General features: G+C 69.6%; 14 protein-coding genes. 5 read left to right on the forward strand and 9 right to left on the reverse strand.

The features are described 5' to 3' along the window. The first annotated feature begins 83 nt into the window (after nt 1–83). Genes PGN16_RS16745 through PGN16_RS16760 form a run of 4 tightly spaced genes read left to right on the forward strand, consistent with a single transcriptional unit; the run spans nt 84 to nt 5,705 of the window. The gene (locus PGN16_RS16745) at nt 84–1,361 is read left to right on the forward strand and encodes an efflux RND transporter periplasmic adaptor subunit (RefSeq protein ID WP_335310510.1); all 1,278 of its coding nucleotides are present in this window, start codon (nt 84–86) and stop codon (nt 1,359–1,361) included. Nucleotides 1,362–1,371: 10 nt separating this feature from the next. Further along, a complete protein-coding gene (locus PGN16_RS16750; protein ID WP_335310511.1) occupies nt 1,372–2,049 on the forward strand; it encodes an ABC transporter ATP-binding protein in 678 nt (225 codons plus the stop codon). 13 nt (nt 2,050–2,062) lie between these two features. Beyond that, nucleotides 2,063–4,465: an ABC transporter permease gene (locus tag PGN16_RS16755; protein WP_335310512.1), complete on the forward strand. Its 2,403-nt coding sequence runs from the start codon at nt 2,063–2,065 to the stop codon at nt 4,463–4,465. After that, nucleotides 4,458–5,705, forward strand: coding sequence for a TolC family outer membrane protein (locus PGN16_RS16760; RefSeq protein ID WP_335310513.1), 1,248 nt, complete (start codon nt 4,458–4,460; stop codon nt 5,703–5,705). The genes PGN16_RS16755 and PGN16_RS16760 overlap by 8 nt, the downstream gene beginning before the upstream one ends. Nucleotides 5,706–5,758: 53 nt before the next feature. Here PGN16_RS16760 and PGN16_RS16765 read toward each other — a convergent pair whose 3' ends face one another. The 7 genes from PGN16_RS16765 to PGN16_RS16795 all read right to left on the reverse strand — a co-directional run bounded on the left by PGN16_RS16765 (nt 5,759) and on the right by PGN16_RS16795 (nt 12,794). Next, a complete protein-coding gene (locus PGN16_RS16765; RefSeq protein ID WP_335310514.1) occupies nt 5,759–7,000 on the reverse strand; it encodes an NAD(P)/FAD-dependent oxidoreductase in 1,242 nt (413 codons plus the stop codon). Between the two features lie 169 nt (nt 7,001–7,169). Then, nucleotides 7,170–8,369, reverse strand: a complete 1,200-nt coding sequence (locus tag PGN16_RS16770; protein ID WP_335310515.1) for a DUF1624 domain-containing protein — start codon at nt 8,367–8,369, stop codon at nt 7,170–7,172. A 230-nt stretch (nt 8,370–8,599) separates the two neighbouring features. Then, complete coding sequence (locus PGN16_RS16775; RefSeq protein WP_335310516.1) at nt 8,600–9,709, reverse strand: copper resistance protein B; 1,110 nt, start codon at nt 9,707–9,709, stop codon at nt 8,600–8,602. Continuing rightward, nucleotides 9,706–11,493 carry a copper resistance system multicopper oxidase gene (locus PGN16_RS16780; RefSeq protein ID WP_335310517.1) on the reverse strand — a complete coding sequence of 596 codons (1,788 nt, stop codon included), beginning with the start codon at nt 11,491–11,493 and terminating at the stop codon, nt 9,706–9,708. Before PGN16_RS16780 ends, PGN16_RS16775 begins: the two co-directional genes overlap by 4 nt. Nucleotides 11,494–11,524: 31 nt before the next feature. Continuing rightward, the gene (locus PGN16_RS16785; RefSeq protein ID WP_335310518.1) at nt 11,525–12,091 is read right to left on the reverse strand and encodes an RNA polymerase sigma factor; all 567 of its coding nucleotides are present in this window, start codon (nt 12,089–12,091) and stop codon (nt 11,525–11,527) included. Continuing rightward, nucleotides 12,088–12,528: a periplasmic heavy metal sensor gene (locus PGN16_RS16790; RefSeq protein WP_335310519.1), complete on the reverse strand. Its 441-nt coding sequence runs from the start codon at nt 12,526–12,528 to the stop codon at nt 12,088–12,090. The genes PGN16_RS16785 and PGN16_RS16790 overlap by 4 nt, the downstream gene beginning before the upstream one ends. Then, nucleotides 12,525–12,794 carry a hypothetical protein gene (locus PGN16_RS16795; protein WP_335310520.1) on the reverse strand — a complete coding sequence of 90 codons (270 nt, stop codon included), beginning with the start codon at nt 12,792–12,794 and terminating at the stop codon, nt 12,525–12,527. The genes PGN16_RS16790 and PGN16_RS16795 overlap by 4 nt, the downstream gene beginning before the upstream one ends. Nucleotides 12,795–13,046: 252 nt before the next feature. On the opposite strand from PGN16_RS16795, the gene PGN16_RS16800 reads away from it, so the two are divergent. Then, the gene (locus PGN16_RS16800; protein ID WP_335310521.1) at nt 13,047–13,616 is read left to right on the forward strand and encodes a cell wall hydrolase; all 570 of its coding nucleotides are present in this window, start codon (nt 13,047–13,049) and stop codon (nt 13,614–13,616) included. Between the two features lie 148 nt (nt 13,617–13,764). Here the strand turns inward: PGN16_RS16800 and cobA are convergent, their stop codons facing one another. Then, a complete protein-coding gene (gene cobA / locus PGN16_RS16805; protein ID WP_335310522.1) occupies nt 13,765–14,562 on the reverse strand; it encodes a uroporphyrinogen-III C-methyltransferase in 798 nt (265 codons plus the stop codon). Continuing rightward, the gene (locus tag PGN16_RS16810) at nt 14,546–17,143 is read right to left on the reverse strand and encodes a molybdopterin-dependent oxidoreductase (protein ID WP_335310523.1); all 2,598 of its coding nucleotides are present in this window, start codon (nt 17,141–17,143) and stop codon (nt 14,546–14,548) included. The genes cobA and PGN16_RS16810 overlap by 17 nt, the downstream gene beginning before the upstream one ends. Nucleotide 17,144: the final 1 nt, after the last annotated feature.

Genomic DNA, 17,144 nt, shown 5'->3' on the forward strand with positions numbered 1-17,144 from the left:
GTCGCTTGCCGAAGCATCTGATAAAAATCGTTCGTCATAGTGACTTAGGTTTTTCGACTGTTCCGGGCGACATTGTCCGCATGATGACCGAACAGCCCGTACACGCAACTGCTTCCGCCGGTGCCGCAATGGATCGCCGGATCGAGCGGTCTCCCAAGGCGTGGTGGCGACGGCGGGGCACGTTGGTGGCGGTGGCGATCGTCGTGGCGGCGATGCTGGTGTGGCGGTTCCTGCCGGCGAGCGGATCGACCGACATCGCGGCGACCGACATCGAAACCGGCTTGGTCGAGCGCGCACCCTTCGCCGACTATCTGCCGGTGCGCGCCACCGTCGCGCCGCGCATCACGACGCTGGTCGGCGTGCTGGCGGGCGGGCAGGTCGAGACGCTCTCGGTTCAGGATGGCGCGATGGTGGTGGCCGGCCAGCCGTTGGCGACGCTCGCCAATCCGACGCTGAAGCTGGACGTGCTGACGCGCGAGGCGCAGATCGCGAGCCAGTTGGGCAGCGTGGCAGGCGAGAATCTGGGGATCGAGCGCAACCGCCTCGATCGCGCCGGGCAGATCGCGCAGGCGAACTACGATCTCATCAAGGCGCGGCGCGAACTCGGCATCCGGCAGCAATTGCACGACCAGGGCTTTGTGGCAGACGCCGGGGTGAAGAGTTTCGCCGAAGAAGCCGCCTATCAGGAACGACGGCTCGCGCAGCTGCAATCGGGCGGTGCGGCGGAGGCGCGGATCACCGCGACGCAGGGGCGGCGGCTGGACGACACGCGTGGGCGGCTGGAGAGCAACCTGGCGGCGGTGCGCGCCGGGTTAGACGCGCTGGTGATCCGCGCACCGGCGAGTGGGCGACTGACCAACTTCGTCATCCAGCCCGGCCAGACGCTGAAGCCCGGCGACGCGGCGGGGCAGGTCGACAGCGAAGGATCGTGGAAGCTGGAGGCGGATGTCGACGAATATTTCCTCGGCCGCGTCGCGGTGGGGCAGAAGGCGTCGGCCGGCGAGATGCGCCTGACCGTGTCCAAGGTGTTGCCGGCCGTGAAGGACGGGCGGTTCCGCGTCGAGTTGACCTTCGACCGCGCACCGCCGGGCCTGAACCGTGGGCAAACGCTCGATATCCGCATCACATTGGGCAGCACGGCGCCGGCGCTGGTCGCACCGGTCGGCGGCTGGCTGGAATCGGGCGGTGGATCGTCGGTGTTCGTCCTCGACGCCGATGGCGCCCATGCCCGCCGCCGCACCGTGAAGACCGGACGGCGCAATCCCGAACAGGTCGAGATTCTGTCGGGCCTGCGCGTCGGCGAACGCATCGTCACCAGCAACACCGCCTCGATCAAAGGCGACATCATCAACATCTGTTGAAAGACCCTTTATGATCCGTCTCGAGAACATCCAGCGCCGCTACGTTTCCGACGATGTCGAAACCACCGCGCTCCACGACATCGACCTGCACGTCGAAGCGGGCGAGTTCGTCGCCATCATGGGGCCATCGGGCTGCGGCAAATCGACCTTGCTCAACACGCTGGGCACCGTCGATCGCCCGACCGGCGGCCGTTACCTGTTCGGCGACCGCGACCTCGCCGCGCTGGACGAGAAGGAGCTGGCGAAGTTCCGGGGCTCGACGCTCGGCTTCGTCTTTCAGAGCTTCAACCTGATCGACGAACTGACGATCGAGGAGAATGTCGCGCTCGGCCTCGCCTATCGCCGGGACGCAGGCGATCGGAAGGCGCGCGTCGCCGCGGCGATGGACAAGGTCGGCATCGCCCACCGCGCGCGCCACTATCCGCATCAATTGTCGGGCGGTCAGCAACAGCGCGCGGCAATCGCCCGCGCGATCGTCGGCGCCCCGAAACTGATCCTCGCCGACGAGCCGACCGGCAACCTGGACACCGCCAACGGGGAGCAGGTGATGAACATCCTGACCGGCCTGAACGACGAGGGGGCGACGATCGTGATGGTCACCCACTCGCCCAGCCATGCCGATCTGGCGAAGCGCCGCATCGACATGCTCGACGGCCGCATCGTCGCCAGCGCCATGCGCGCGATGTGATTGGGCCACGCCGATGAACCGCTTCGCCCTGCTGTCGCTCTACCGCTCGCTGACCCGCCACAAGCTCCATGCCGCGCTCAACATCGGCGGGCTGGCGGTGGGCATCGCGGTGTTCCTGGTGCTGTCGCTCTACGTCCGGTTCGAGACGAGCTTCGAGACGTGGCTGCCCAAGCATGACCAGATCTACCTTGTCCAGACGGTGTGGAAACTGCCGGGCAATCCGTACAACGGACCTCAACCCGAATCGATGGGCGGGTTGCTGGACGAGATGCGGCAGGACTTTCGGGTCGTCGGCACGCGCGTGAACGGCGGCGAGGGCGGTGGCAGCGTCATCCGCAATGGCATCGCCACCCGTGAGGATGTCGCGCAGGTCGACCCGAGCTTCTTCGACGTATTCGACCTGCCGATGGTCCGTGGCGACGGGCGGCTGGCGCTGTCGACGCCGACCGGCGCGCTCATCAGCGAAAGCCTTGCCCGCAAGTATTTCGGCAGCAGCGATCCGGTGGGCCAATCGATGACGATCAATGCCAACGGACCGCTTCGTTACCGTGTCGCCGGCGTCTTTCGCGATCTCCCGGCCAACACCGAACGCCATTTCACGATCCTCGTCCCGCTGCCGCGAACACCGCCCAATCCCCAATGGCTACATTGGGGCAGCACGGCGCTGTCTACCTATCTGCGGTTCGAGACGCCTGCCGCGGCACGTGCCTTCGAACAGAAGATGCCCGCCTTCATCGCGCGGCATGTCAGCAACGACATGGACCCGCATCATATCGGCCTCACGCTGCTTCCCATCGATCAGGCGCATCTGACGCCCGACATGGGAGAAGGGTCGCGGTTGACGGTGGTGACGCTTGGCCTGGTCGGGGTTCTGACCCTGTTGATCGCGATCGTGAACTACATCAACCTCGCCACCGCCCGTGCCGGACTGAGGGCGCGTGAGGTCGCGATGCGCAAGGTGCTGGGCGCCGATCGCGTCATGCTGATCCGGCAGTTTCTGGGCGAAGCGATGCTGACCGTGGCGATCGCCGCGCTGTTCGGGCTCATCATCGCCGAACTGGGATTGCCGATGGTCAATGCGGCCGGCGGCCTGTCGCTGACCGTTCCGTATCTGACCGTCGTGCCCGCGCTGGCGCTGCTGGTGCTGGTCGTCGGGATCGCCGCCGGCTTTTACCCGGCGGTCCTGCTGGCCCGCTTTCCCGCGGCATCGGTGCTGGCATCGGCGCGCTCGCCCGGGGGCGGGCGCGCGGGCACACGAACGCGCGAGGCGCTGGTGGTGGTGCAATTCGGTCTCGCCATCGCCTTCATGATCGGTACGGCGGTGCTGGTCGCACAGACCCGCTACGTTCGGCATGCGGATGTCGGATACGAACGACAAGGATTGCTGATCGTGGGCGGCCTTTCGGACGGCCAGATCGGCCCGGCGCGCGCGCGGGCAATCGTCGATGCGTTCCGCCGCGTGCCGGGCGTGGTGGACATCGGCATCTCCAATGCCGGGGTGGGCGGCAGCGGCACGTCCAGCAGCGACAATGTGCCGTTGCCGGGCGTTGCCGGCTTCGGACCGCTGCTCAACTGGGTCGACGTCGGTCACGGGTTCTTCTCGTCCTATGGCGTGAAGCCGCTCGCCGGGCGGCTGTTCGACGACGCGCACCGCGCCGACGACAACAGCAAGCGACCGGCGGGCACGGCCGCGAATATCATCATCAGCAACATGGCGGTGAAGTCGCTGGGCTTCGCGACGCCGCAGGACGCTATCGGCAAGACCGTGGGGGGCGACCGGCCCCGCACGATCATCGGCGTCGTGCCCGACCTGCGCTTCCGCTCGCCCCGCGATCCGCTGTTCCCGACCTATTATTACTACAGGTCCGATCAGCCGTCGTTCGTGACCGTCGCGTCGTTGCGCGTGACGGGTGATCCGCGGGAAGCGCTCGCCGGAGTGCGTGCGATCTGGCTGCGCATGGCGCCGCAGGTGCCCTTCTCCGGCAAGTCCGCCGATGCGCGACTGGAGCGCTATTACGAAGCCGACGAACGCGCCACCCGCCTCTTCGGGATCGGTGCCGGGCTCGCGGTGGTGATCGGCTGCGTGGGCCTGTGGGGGCTCGCCTCGTTCAATACGCAGCGGCGGATAAAGGAAATCGGCATCCGCAAGGCACTCGGCGCCTCGTCCACCGACATCGTGCGGCTGCTGGTCGGGCAGTTCCTGCGGCCGGTGCTGATCGCCAATCTCCTCGCCTGGCCGCTGGCGTTCGTCGCGATGCGGACATGGCTGGCGGGGTTCGACGACCGGATCGCACTGTCGCCTCTGTATTTCGTCGCCGCCAGCCTGCTTGCGCTGGCAATCGCGGTGCTGACCGTGCTCGGCCAGTCGCTGCGCGCCAGCCGCGCTGCCCCCGCCTGGGCGCTGCGTCATGACTAAGTGGCTGGTCTCCGTCGCCGCGCTATGCCTCGCGGTGCCCGTGTCGGCGGAAACGCTGCGCGAGGCGATCGCCGCGGCCTACGCCACTAATCCGCAACTCGCCGCCGCCCGCGCCCGGCAGGAGGCGCTGGAGGAGACACCCGAACAGGCGCGCGCGCTCGGGCGGCCGACGGTGTCCGCCAGCGGAAGCGGGGGATATGACCGGCTCGGCTATGGCAATGCCGGTGCTGCCTCGCTCACCGCGGCGCTGCCGATCTGGACCGGCGGTCGCGTGCGATCCGCGGTGCGCGCGGCCGGTGCGGACGTCGCCGCCGGGGCGGAGGCGCTGCGCGATACGGAGGCCGCGATCCTGCAGGGGGTCGTCGCCGCCTATGCCGACCTGCTGTTCAACCAGCAGGCCGTGGAGGTCGCGCGTGTCGGGATCGAGCGGCTGGATGCGCAGGTGGCGGAGGCGCGCTCGCGGTTCGAGTTGGGGCAGGCGACGCGGACCGACGTGGCGCAACTGGAGGCGCAGCGTGCGACGGTGGTCGCCAACCTCGCCGATGCGGAAGGGGCGCTGGCCACCGCCGCCGCCGCCTATCGCGCCGCCGTCGGTCGGGATGCGGGCGCGTTGTCCGCTGGCATTGCGGTGCCGGCCGCGCTGCCCGCCAGCCGTGATGAGGCGCGCCGCGCGGCGGAGGCCGGCAACCCGCTGCTCCTCCAGCAGCGCCGCATCGTCGAAGCATCGGCGGCACGCATCGATCAGGCGCGGGCGGAGCGGGCGCCGTCGCTCGACCTGGACGGCGGCTATGGTCGCGGTGCCCGCCTGACGGACGGCAACCTGCGCGGGTACGATGCGGCGGCGTCGCTCGGCGTGGCGCTGCGCGTGCCGCTGCTGACCGGCGGCCTCGTGCCATCGCGCATCCGCCAGGCCGAGGCCGTTACGCGCGCCGAGCGATTTCAGGCGGATGCCGCCGCGCGGGAAGCCATGCGCTCGGTCGATGCCGCCTGGGCATCGCTGACCGCGGCACAGGCACGGTTGCGCGCCAATATCGAGGGGCTCGCCGCGGCTGATCTGGCGCTGAAGGGCGTGCGCGCCGAATATGGCTTCGGCCTGCGTTCGACGATCGACATCCTCGTCGCGGATCAGAGCTTCCGTGGCGCACAACTCGCGGTGGCCTCGGCCCGCGCCGATGTGCTGGTGGCGCAGGCGGCGCTGCTACGCGCCACCGGTCGGCTGCGGCAGGACGCCTATGGATGATGGTGTGCCGTTTTCGGAGGGGGCGAGATGGGCCGGCGCACGCCGTCGACGCACTATGCCGGTCGCTCGGCCGCCAGTTCCTTGAGTGGCCGCGTCTTGTCGGCGAGCGCCTCGACCGGCGCCTGCGTCCCCGCGAGCACCAGCGCGCGACCCTGGACGTAGTCCCGGACCGCGTTGACCGCATCGATCGCGATGACGCGTCCCGCGCGCAGGTAGATCACCGAGAAGCTCCGTTCCTCGGGCCTCCCGCGCACGACCGCCTGATCGAAGCCGGACGCCAGCCCGACCGTCTGTAGTTTGAGGTCATATTGGTTCGACCAGAACCACGGCACCGCGTCGTACACGGCTTCCCGCCCGACGATCGTGCGTGCGACCACACTCGCCTGATCGTTCGCGTTCTGGACGGACTCGAGCCGGATCGTGGCGCCGTCCGCAAACCGGTTGCCGTGCGCGGCGCAGTCGCCGATGGCGTAGATGTCGGGCAGGGTGGTGCGGCAGCATTCGTCGACCACAACGCCGTTGCCGGTCACCGCCCCCGCCTTGGCCAGGGGCGCGACCGACGGAATGATGCCGATCCCGACGATCACCATGTCGGCGCGTAGCACCTCCCCGCTCGCCAGCCGCACGCCGCTGACGCGGGCGTCGCCCTCGATGCATTGCACCGCTGCGCCCAGCAGCACGCGCACGCCCTGCGCGCGATGCTCCGCCTCGTAGAAGCGCGACAGCGGCTCGCCCGCGACCCGTGCCAGCACGCGGTCCAGCGCCTCCACCAGCGTCACCGACTTGCCGAGCTTCGTCAGCGCCGCCGCTGCCTCCAGACCGATATAGCCGCCGCCGACGATCACCACGTCGCGCGTGTCGGGCAGTTCGGCCAGCAGCCGGTCGACGTCGGCGCGCGTGCGAACGGTGTGCAGCCCGTCGAGATGATGGCCGTCGCAGGTCAGCCGCCGTGGCTCGCCGCCGGTCGCCCAGATCAGCGTGCCATAACCGATCGTCCGTCCGTCGTCGGTGCGGATCGTCATCGCCGCCGCATCGGCCGCTTCCACGCGCGTGCCAAGCAGCATCGCGACCGCGCGTTCTTCCCAGAACGCGGCGGGACGGATCAGGATGCGCTCGAACGGCTTGTCGCCCGCCAGATATTCCTTGGACAGCGGCGGACGTTCGTAGGGAAGCTCGGGCTCTGCCCCGATGACGGCGATGGAGCCGGCGAACTTCTCCTGCCGCAGCGCGATCGCCGCCGCCGCCCCCGCATGGCCACCGCCGACGATCACGACATCATAACGGGCTTGGCTCATGGGATCGGCACCACCTTGACGCGATCGCCGGGCTGCCGCGCCGCGTTGAGTTCGGCCGGACGTCGGCCATCGGAGATCATGCCGGCCCTGCGCAGCACGTCGAGACGCGCGCAGCCCCCAAACCGGCGGGGAACAAGTATCGCGATCGCGTGCGGCGCGCATCCCGTCATCAGAGATACTTCAGCCAGGTGATGTCGCGCCGGCGCTTTTTCAGGCGCGAGAACCAGACGGTCGGAATATACAGCGGCACGATCAGCGCGACATACCACAGCAGCACCCAGCCATAGCTGCCGACCCCGAAGACGGTGCCCTGATTGGGGCCGTAGATCGCCAGCGCGCCGTGATACAGGACGCGCAACATCGTCAGGTGGAACAGATAGAAGAACATCGGCGCGGCCCCGAATACCGCCAGCGCGGGCAAGATCCGCGCCTCACCGAACCGCTCGCACAACATAAGCAGCAATGCGCCGGCACCGAGCGTCGGCAACAGGAACAGGAGTGACGGCGGATATTTGGTCATCGCGAAGAAGCTCATCGCGGTGCGCAGCGGATCGCCCGCGACCACGAACCACGGCTTGTCCCCATAGACGTTGATCGCGCGCAGCACCAGGAACGCAACCATCATCGTGACGCCCAGCCGCAGCAAGCGCCGCTGCCGCTCGCGGCTGTCGACGCCTGGCAGGAACCACGGGCCGATGCCGTAGCCGAGCAGCATCACGCCGATCCAGGCGAGCACCGGATAGGTGGTCTTTAATGTCAGCCCGATCGGCAGCACGATGGCGTCGCGCTGGTGCAGCAGCGCCCAGGGGATGAACAAGGCGTCGTCGGGCGCGAAACGGATCGTGTCGAGCAGGTTGTGCCCGCACACGATGACCAGCCCGATCGCGACCAGCGCGCGGTGCGGCAACCGGATCAGTGCCGCCAGTACGATCATGCACACACCGATGCACCAGATCACCTGCAGCCATAGGGTCGGCGCGGCGATCCCCCAATAAAGCTCGGAGAGATAGAGGATCTCGAACGCCATCAACACCAGACCGCGCGTGAGCAGATAATGCGTCGTCTCGGCCAGGCTGTGGTTGGCGCGATACAGATAGACACCCAGCCCGGTCAGTGCGACGAACACCGGCGCACAGATGCTCACCAGCAGCCGCGCCAGGAACAGCGCGACCGGCGCGATCCGCGCGTCGATCGGATCGGCGACGGGCACGTGGACGAACCACGTCTCGCGGACGTGATCCAGCAACATCACGACCATCACCAGACCGCGCAGCGCGTCGATGCTCTGCAGGCGCGGCCGCGTGGCGGCGGCCGGTTTGGCGGAGCGGCCTCTCGTCGAAATCGATGCGGCAGCGATTGTTGCGCCCATTCATGGTCCCTTGCTCGACGATCGGTGCCGCACGGATTCATGCGACAGAAGCGGCGATACAGGCTGGCCTGCAGCTTTCGCCGGACCACCGCGCTCATCGCCGCAGCGATGGCGGGCGGCAAGACCTTTTCGGGGACGCGTGACGATCCTCCGACAGATGCCAGAGCGCCAGCTCAGGAGGGTCGATCGACGGATGTCGTCGTGGCGCACGATCGTCGTTCCGCCAGGCGTCAGAACCAGGCGCGCACGCCCAGCGCCAGCGCGATGCCGCCGGTGCGTTCGCCGTCGCTGCGCGCATAGCGCGCCGTCGCGCCATAGCGCCGCTCCCACGACACGCCGACATAGGGTGCGACTTCGCGACGCAGCTCGTAGCGCAGGCGCACGCCGACCTCCGCCGACGACAGGCCCGCGCCGATGCGGCTGTCGGGCATGTCCTGCGCAGCGAGGTTCAGCTCGACGCGCGGTTGCAGGATCGCGCGTTGCGTGATCCGTTGATCGTACCACGCCTCGCCGCGCGCCAGCACGTCGCCCTTGTCGGAGAGGAACACCGCGCCCTCGACATCGAACCAGTAAGGTGCAAGGCCCTCGACGCCGACCACCGCATAGCTGCGCCGCGCGCCGGCCCCCAGATCCTGCCGCACGCCGGCTTGCAGGTTCCAGTAGGGATCGAGCGCCCTGGCATACAGCGCCTGCACTTCGGCGTCGTCGACGCGGTCGCCGAACCCGCCCTCGCCCTCGCTCTTGACGACCAGCCGGTCGATATCGCCGCCGAACCAGCCCTCGCCATCCCAGCGATAGCCGTCGCGGCCGCGCTGGACCTGCGCCTCGGCGAGATTGAAGATCACCTGGCTGAACCGCATCCCGCCGTGCATCGCGCGCATCGTGCGATCGGCCTGCGCCATCGCGGCCGGATCGTAGAAGCGCGCCGCTGCGCGGTCCGCGGGCGGGGCAGGGGGCGGGGCGTCGCCGGCCGGCTGGTCGGTGCCGGCGGGGGCGGCGACGTCCACTTCGGGCTTCGCCGCGGCCGGGGTGCAATGTCCCATGGCGGCGTGTTCGGGGGGGCAGGCGTCGGTGGCTGCTTCAGGGGCGGGCGCCGGCGTCGCGACCTTGCAGTGCCCCATTGCGGCATGTTCGGGTGAACAGGCGCCGGCCGGCGCGCTCATGTCCATTCCGTGCATGGTCTCCGCGGACGCCGCCGGTGCCGCGCGCCGCGCCGGTCGTTTGCGGACCGGGGCGGCAGGCTGGGGCTTCGCCGGCATCTGCATCCCCGGCATGTTCGCCATGTCGTGCATCTGCCCGCCCGCGAGCAGCGCCGACAGCGTCATCGCCAGCGCGCTCATGCGGCCGCCTCCGGCATATCGTCGGGGCGGACGGTGACGACCTGCATCATCCCGGCGTGCATGTGGTAGAGCAGGTGGCAATGGAACGCCCAGTCGCCGACCGCATCCGCGGTCAGGTCGAAGGTCGCGGTGCCGCCGGGGGCGACGTTGATCGTGTGCTTGCGCGGGCTGTGATCGCCATGCCCGGTCACCAGTTCGAAGAAGTGGCCGTGCAGGTGGATCGGGTGCGCCATCATCGTGTCGTTGACCAAGGTCACGCGCAAGCGCTCCCCGGCGCGGAACGGGATCGGTTCCTTGACCTCGTTCAGCTTCACGCCGTCGAACGCCCACATATAGCGTTCCATGTTGCCGGTCAGGTGGATGCGCAACTGCCGCGACGGTGCGCGCAGGTCCGGGTTCTTTTCCAGCGCGACCAGATCGCGATACACCAGCACGCGGTGCCCGGCGTCGGCCAGCCCCTGCGGCGGCTCGCCGGTGCGATCCATCGGCATCGGGGCGACCGTCTGCACCGTCGGCGTGCGTGGCAGGCCGGGTGCGTTGGCGAAGTCGCGCATCTTGTGGTCCATCGCCATCGGTGCGGCGTCGCCCGGCGTACAATGCCCCATCGCGGCATGTTCGGGCGCGCAGGCGGCGGAGCCGTGAGCGTGGCCCGTAGCGCCCATGTCGCCCATGCCCATGTCCTTCATCGTGGCCAGCGGACGGCGACGCAACGGGGGGACCGGCGCGGCCATCCCGACGTGTGGCGCGATCGTCGCGCGCGCCATGCCCGACCGGTCCCAGCTTTCCGCCACCAACGTATAGGCGCGCGGCTCCGCCGGTTCGACGATCACGTCATAGGTCTCCGCGACCGCGATCTGCAATTCGTCGACCGGCACGGGGCGCACGTTCTGCCCGTCGGCCTGCACGACGGTCATCTTCAGCCCCGGAATGCGCACGTTGAAGATCGTCATCGCCGCAGCATTGACGAAGCGCAGGCGCACGCGCTCGCTCGGCGCGAACAGCGCCGTCCAATTGTCGGCAGGGCCGTGGCCGTTGACGAGGTAGGTGTAGGTAGAGCCCGTCACGTCTGAGACGTCGGTGGGGTCCATCCGCATCTTGCCCCATGCCGCGCGCTGCCTGGCGGGCTGGTCGCGCCCGGCGAGCAGGCCGGCGAGCGTCTGCTTCTGATAGTTGAAGTAACCGCCCTGCTGTTTGAGCTTGCGGAAGATCGTGTGCGGATGCAGCGGGCTATGGTCCGACAGCACGATCACATGCTCGCGATCCGACGCGACGGGATCGGCGCCCTCCGGATCGATGACGATCGGGCCGTAATGCCCCATCTGTTCCTGCAGGCCGGAATGGCTGTGATACCAATAGGTCCCGGCCTGTACGACCGGGAATTCATAGGTGAAGCTGGACCGCGCCGCGATCCCGGGGAAGCTGATCCCCGGCACGCCGTCCATCTGGAACGGCACCAGCAGGCCGTGCCAGTGGATCGACGTTTCCTCGTCGAGCATGTTGTTCACCGTCAGCCGCGCGGTCTGGCCCTGCCGCAGCCGGATCAACGGGCCGGGCACGGTGCCGTTGATGCCGATCGTGTGGAGCGGCTTGCCGTCGATCATCGTCATCTGATGTGCTACCGTCAGCGCGATGTCGGTGCCCGATACGCTTGGCAGCGGGGTCGCGATCCCGGCGGACACCGGCTGTGCCCAGGCGGGGAACCACGGCAGCGCCGCCATGCCCCCGGCGAGGCCGGCGTCGCGGAAGAACTGGCGTCGGGTAAGGCGGGGCATGGCGTCGATCATGCCCTACATACGCGCGCCGCGCGCGATCCCCTCACGAAACCGTGCTGCGTGCCGACAGCGCCGCACGCGCACGGCGGATGCGCGTCTCGACCGCCTTGGCCGTGATCCCCAGCGCCTCGCCGGCCTCGGCATGGCTGAGTTCGTCGACGGTGCACAGCAGCAGCGGCTCGCGCAGCCCGGCGGGCAGTCGCGCGATGTCGGCCAGCGTCTGCGCCAGTTCGTCGCGGTCGATCGCCTGTGCCTCGACACCGGCCGTCGGATCGGGCACGCGCTCGCCCGCCTCGATCGGCAGCACCCGCGCCAGAAAGTGCCGCACACGTCGTCGTCGCTGCCAGTCCCGACACTTGTTGATCGCGATCCGCGCCAGCCATGCGCGCAGCGAGCGATCGGCGTCGAAGCGCGCCAGCGCGCCATGTGCGGCGACGAACGTCTCCTGCAACAGATCGAGCGCGTCCTCGGCGTCGCGGGTCTGCGCGACGATCAGGCGATAGAGCGGTTGCTTGTGGCGCGCCATCAGCGCGCCGAATGCCGCGCGCTGCCCGGCGCGGTGCAGCGCCACCAGCCCGGCATCGTCCAGCGCGTCGAGCCCGGCGCTCACGAAGCGGGGGTCAGCGCCCGCACCACGATCCGGTCGAAGGCCGCGGTCTGATCGGGCCGCAGCAACCGCCGCATCGCGAAGACATGCTCCAGCGTCGCCTTCTGCAGCGCGCCCATCGTGCGGTGCGACTGATCGACCGCCGCCGCCACCCCCGGCCCGTTGTCATGCTCCTGCTCGATCGCCGCCGCGAGCTGCGCGTTGTCGGCGCGCATCTGCGCCTCCAGGGCCCGGCGACGCACCGCGAAGCGCGCCTCCAGCACGTCGAGCGCGGCTTCCTGCTGCCGGTCGAGCGCGACCTCGCCGTGCAGCAGCGCATGGACTTCGGTGCCGTGCTGCATCCGCGTCGTCATCAGCCGGCAGCCGACCCATACCCCGGCCAATGCCGCCAGGAAGGCGAGCACCATCGTCAGCGCGAGGCGTCGCACGGTGTCGCTCATCGGCCGAGCAGCAAGGTGGAGGGGGCCAGCGCCGCATCGATGCCCAGCGGACCGGCGGCAAGCGCGGGTGGGGCCAGCATCGTGCCGCCCGCAAGTCCGATCGCCAACGCCACCGCCACCGAGCACATGCCCGCGGCCCGCCCGGCGCCGCGTTGGCGCGCCCGTTCGTCCAGCGTGGCGAACACCTCGGCCTCGATCCCGTCCAGTGCCGGCGGCCCGCGCAGCGCGGTCAGTCGGGTCAGTCCATGGTCGACGGGGTCGTGCATCGCTTGCTCCATCCTCATGCTGCCATACGCATGCGGTTGCGCAACCCCGCAGCTTTTTTTGGACAGGCTTTGATGCCCGCTGATTTTGCCCGGCTTGGAAGTCCGTCCCCGTCGGCGTAGGCGGAGCGCCCGAAATCGTATTGAAGCAGATGATTGTGGGTGATGGCATCCCGGCGAACATCACGTCGTTCGAACCGTCGCCCGGCGCGGCGTGACGTCGCGGCGGAGCGATGGCTCCTGCTCATCTTCGTCGTGGCCGCCCTCGCGATCGTGGCGAGTCTTCTGGATACGGACGCCATCGCGCCGGAATCGAAGCGCACCGGACAGATGACCATGGCGGAGGCGCGCACCTCCAACGCCAAGGTCCCCATCGTCGCCACAGCGCGCGTCAGCGCCGCGCCCTATCGCTTTCGCGGCGGCCCGGCCGAACGCGCGCAGGCGGTCGACTGCCTCGCCACGGCCGCCCTCTACGAGGTGGGCGACGACCCACGAGGGCAACGCGCGGTGATCCAGGTCGTTCTCAACCGTTCGCGTGCCCCCGGCTTTCCGCGCACGATCTGCGGCGTCGTCTACCAGGGGTTCGATCGCACGACGGGCTGCCAGTTCTCTTTCACCTGTGACGGATCGGTCAAACGGCGCACCAGACACTATGGCTGGGCGGCGGCGCGGCGGATCGCGAAAGGGGCGCTGGCCGGACGCGTCTTCGCGGGCGTGGGCCGCGCCACCCATTATCATGCCGACTGGATGGTGCCGTATTGGCGCGACACGATGACGAAGGTGGCGAAGGTGGGACCGCACCTGTTCTACGTGCGCGCCGCCTGAGCGCGGGCGCGCGTTTTCAGAAGAAATGCGCCGCCGCCACCACCATCGAGCAGCACACACCGGTATAACCGAAGAACCGCGTCCACCCGGAAGCAGGCGGACGGAGGAAGTCGCGGTACATCATTCCCGGCATCGTCGTGACTCCCCTTTATGCCGCGGACGCTTCGCACGGACGCGCGGCGGCGACCGCCACCGCGTCGGGCGCGCCGCCCGACCGGACGGCCTCGCCGATCAGCAGCAGCGTCGGGTCATCGTCGCTGATCGTCTGGACCAGGAAGGCGAGCGCCGAGAGCCGGCCGCGGATGCACCGTTCGTGCGGTAGCGAGGCGTTGACGACGATCAGCACCGGGGTCGAGGGATCGCGCCCCGCCGCCATCAGCCGCGTCGCCACCTCGCCCGCCGCGGCCCGGCCCATGTAGACGGCGAGCGTGCCGTCCGCCCGTGCCAGCGCCGGCCAGTTCAGATCGATCGGCTCGCCGTTGCGGGCGTGGGCCGTGACGAAGGTCAGCGATCGCGCAAGCCCCCGCAACGTCAAGGAAACGCCGCTCGACGCGGCGGCGGCACTGGCGGCGGTGATGCCGGGGCAGATGTGCACCGGAACGCCATGTGCCGAAAGATGCGCCGCTTCCTCCGCGGAGCGGCCGAAGATCGACGGATCGCCACCCTTCAGCCGCACCACGCGCCGCCCCGCTTTCGCGGCCGCCAGGATCAGGTCGTTAATCGTCTCCTGTGCCTTGGAATGACGGCCCGAGCGTTTGCCGACGGACAGGCATTCGGTGGTCGGGGCGGCCAGCGCCAGCACTTCCGGCCCGACCAGCGCATCGTAGAAGATGACGTCGGCGGCGCGGATCAGCCGCTCGGCCTTGCGGGTCAGCAGGTCCGGGTCGCCGGGGCCGGCACCGACCAGCCAGACCGTGCCGGGGGCGATTTCAACGGACGGCAGCATCGGCGATCTCCTGATGGTCGGTGACGAGGCGCGCGAGCGCGGGGCGGCACGAGCCGCAATTGGTACCGGCGCCGAGCGCCTTGCCGATCGCGGCGACGTCGGTCAGCCGCTGTTCGGCGATGGCGGCGACGATGGTCTTCATGCCGACATCGAAGCAGGCGCAGACGATCGGGCCGCGATCGACGGCTGCACCGGGTGCGCGGCCGGCAAGGACGGCAGGCCCGGCGGCTTCGCCCAACTGCCGGATCAGCCAGTCGCGCGGCGGCAGCGATCCGTCCCGCGCGAGGAACAGGCAGGCGGCGAGGCGTCCCTGTTCCAGCACGGCGGCGCGCCAGGTGCCGCGCGCCCGGTCCTGCGCCTCGACCCGCTCGCCGGATGGCAGCAACGCCTGCAACGCGGCGGGGTCGCCGTTGCCGGCCAGTTCGATCATCCACCCCGCCGGCACCGCGACACGCGTCGCCCAAAGGGCATCGGGCAGCGGCGGCGGCGCGCTGGTGCGCAGGATGGCGAAGGCGCGCCACTCCGTAGCGACCGAAGTGATGGCGGCGGGGGTCGCCTTGAAGCCGGGCTGCCCCGAATGCGGATCGACGAGCGGACGCGACAGCAGCCCGGTGCGGCCGCCTTTCGCGACATGGTCGGTCCAGTGGATCGGCACGAACAGCTCGCCCACGCGCTGCCCCTCGCTCAGCGCGACGCGGTAGAGGCTGGCGCCTTGCGGGGTGGCGACGCGCGCCAGCCCGCCGTCGACGAGGCCCAGCGCGTCGGCATCGGACGGGTGGACTTCGACCAGTGGCTCATCGCGGTGGCGCGCCAGCTTGGGGCTAAGCCCGGTGCGGGTCATCGTATGCCACTGGTCGCGATAGCGGCCGGTGTTGAGCGTCATCGGCCATTGCTTCAGCGGAGCGGCGATCGGGGCCGGCTGCGGCGTGACGAGCCGCGCCCGACCGGTCGGGGTCGGATAGCGGCCGTCGGCGAACGGCGTCCCGCCCCAGCGGAACGGCGTCATCGCGTCATAGCCGGCGTTGCTCGTCCCGGCGTGACCCGGCAGCGCGAACAGTCGCTCGCCGCCATTCTGATAGAGCGACAGGCGGGCATGTTCGCGCCAGATATCGGCGGGACGGTCATAGGCGAAGTGCGACGCCCACCCCATGCGCCGCGCCACCTGACTGACGATCCACCAATCGGGTTTCGCGTCGCCGGGCAGCGGCAGCACGGCGCGCTGGCGGCTGATCGTGCGGTCGGAATTGGTGACGGTGCCGTCTTTCTCGCCCCAGCCGGCGGCGGGCAGGCGGACATGCGCGTGATCGCTGGTGTCGGTCCGCGCGACGACGTCGGAGACGACGACGAACGGGCAGGCCGCCAGCGCGTCGCGCACGCGCGTCGCGTCGGGCATCGAGACGGCGGGGTTGGTCGCCATGATCCACAACGCCTTGATCCGCCCCTCGTCGACGGCGCGGAACAGGTCGACCGCCTTCAGTCCGGGCTTGGTCGCCATGGACGGCGCGGCCCAGAAGCGGCCGACGCGCGCGACGTTGTCGGGGGCGAAATCCATGTGCGCCGCCAGCGTCGTGGCGAGCCCGCCGACCTCGCGGCCGCCCATCGCATTGGGCTGGCCGGTGATCGAGAAGGGTGCCGCGCCCGGCTTGCCGATGCGCCCGGTCGCGAGATGGACGTTGAGGATCGCATTGACCTGATCGGTGCCGCGCAGCGACTGGTTGATCCCCTGGCTGAACACGGTGACGGTGCGCGGCGTCGCGGCGAACAGTTCGAAGAAGCGGTTGAGGTCGGCCGGCGGCACGTCGCAGGTGCGCGCGGTCGACCATAGATCGCCGTCGCGCGCGATCGCGTCCCAGAAGTCGTCGGGCACGTCGAGCTGGCCGTCGTCGGTCAGCCCCTCGCGCCGGCAATGCGCGAGCAGGCCGTTCATCAGCGCCACGTCGCTGCCGGGGCGGATCGCGAGGTGGAGGTCGGCGCCCTCGGCGGTTTCGGTGCGGCGCGGGTCGATCACCACCAGCCGCGTGTCGCGCGCCTCGCGCGCCGCCATGATCCGCTGATAGACGATCGGATGGCACCAGGCGGTGTTGGAGCCGACCAGCACGATCAGGTCGGCGGCGTCGAGATCGTCGTAAGCGGCGGGAACCACGTCCTCGCCGAACGCGCGGAGGTGTCCGGCGACCGCGCTCGACATGCACAGCCGTGAATTGGTGTCGATATTGGCCGAGCCGATGAAGCCCTTCATCAGCTTGTTGGCGACGTAATAATCCTCGGTCAGCAACTGGCCGGAGACGTAGAAGGCGACGCTGTTCGGCCCGTGCCGCGCGATCGTCTCGCGAAAGCGGCGCGCGACGAGGTCGAGCGCCTTGTCCCAGCTCGCCGCCTTGTCGCCGATCATCGGGGTCAGCAGCCGCCCCTCCAGTCCGACCGTCTCGCCCAGATGCGTACCCTTCGAACACAGCCGTCCGCGATTGGCGGGGTGATCGGGATCGCCCTGGATCGCGACCGATCGCTCGCCGGTCCGCGTCGCGAGGATGCCGCAGCCGACCCCGCAATAGGCGCAGGTGGTGCGAACCGGCGCCGCCATC

The organism is Sphingomonas phyllosphaerae, from assembly GCF_036946485.1.
Taxonomy (GTDB): Bacteria; Pseudomonadota; Alphaproteobacteria; order Sphingomonadales; family Sphingomonadaceae; genus Sphingomonas; species Sphingomonas phyllosphaerae_E.

What these genes read in the sequence shown, in the direction of transcription:
- PGN16_RS16745 (WP_335310510.1), top strand. Translation starts at nt 84, where the DNA reads ATGACCGAACAGCCCGTACACGCAACTGCTTCCGCCGGTGCCGCAATG.
- PGN16_RS16750 (WP_335310511.1), top strand. Translation starts at nt 1,372, where the DNA reads ATGATCCGTCTCGAGAACATCCAGCGCCGCTACGTTTCCGACGATGTC.
- PGN16_RS16755 (WP_335310512.1), top strand. Translation starts at nt 2,063, where the DNA reads ATGAACCGCTTCGCCCTGCTGTCGCTCTACCGCTCGCTGACCCGCCAC.
- PGN16_RS16760 (WP_335310513.1), top strand. Translation starts at nt 4,458, where the DNA reads ATGACTAAGTGGCTGGTCTCCGTCGCCGCGCTATGCCTCGCGGTGCCC.
- PGN16_RS16765 (WP_335310514.1), bottom strand. Translation starts at nt 7,000, where the DNA reads ATGAGCCAAGCCCGTTATGATGTCGTGATCGTCGGCGGTGGCCATGCG.
- PGN16_RS16770 (WP_335310515.1), bottom strand. Translation starts at nt 8,369, where the DNA reads ATGGGCGCAACAATCGCTGCCGCATCGATTTCGACGAGAGGCCGCTCC.
- PGN16_RS16775 (WP_335310516.1), bottom strand. Translation starts at nt 9,709, where the DNA reads ATGAGCGCGCTGGCGATGACGCTGTCGGCGCTGCTCGCGGGCGGGCAG.
- PGN16_RS16780 (WP_335310517.1), bottom strand. Translation starts at nt 11,493, where the DNA reads ATGATCGACGCCATGCCCCGCCTTACCCGACGCCAGTTCTTCCGCGAC.
- PGN16_RS16790 (WP_335310519.1), bottom strand. Translation starts at nt 12,528, where the DNA reads ATGAGCGACACCGTGCGACGCCTCGCGCTGACGATGGTGCTCGCCTTC.
- PGN16_RS16795 (WP_335310520.1), bottom strand. Translation starts at nt 12,794, where the DNA reads ATGCACGACCCCGTCGACCATGGACTGACCCGACTGACCGCGCTGCGC.
- cobA (WP_335310522.1), bottom strand. Translation starts at nt 14,562, where the DNA reads ATGCTGCCGTCCGTTGAAATCGCCCCCGGCACGGTCTGGCTGGTCGGT.
- PGN16_RS16810 (WP_335310523.1), bottom strand. Translation starts at nt 17,143, where the DNA reads ATGGCGGCGCCGGTTCGCACCACCTGCGCCTATTGCGGGGTCGGCTGC.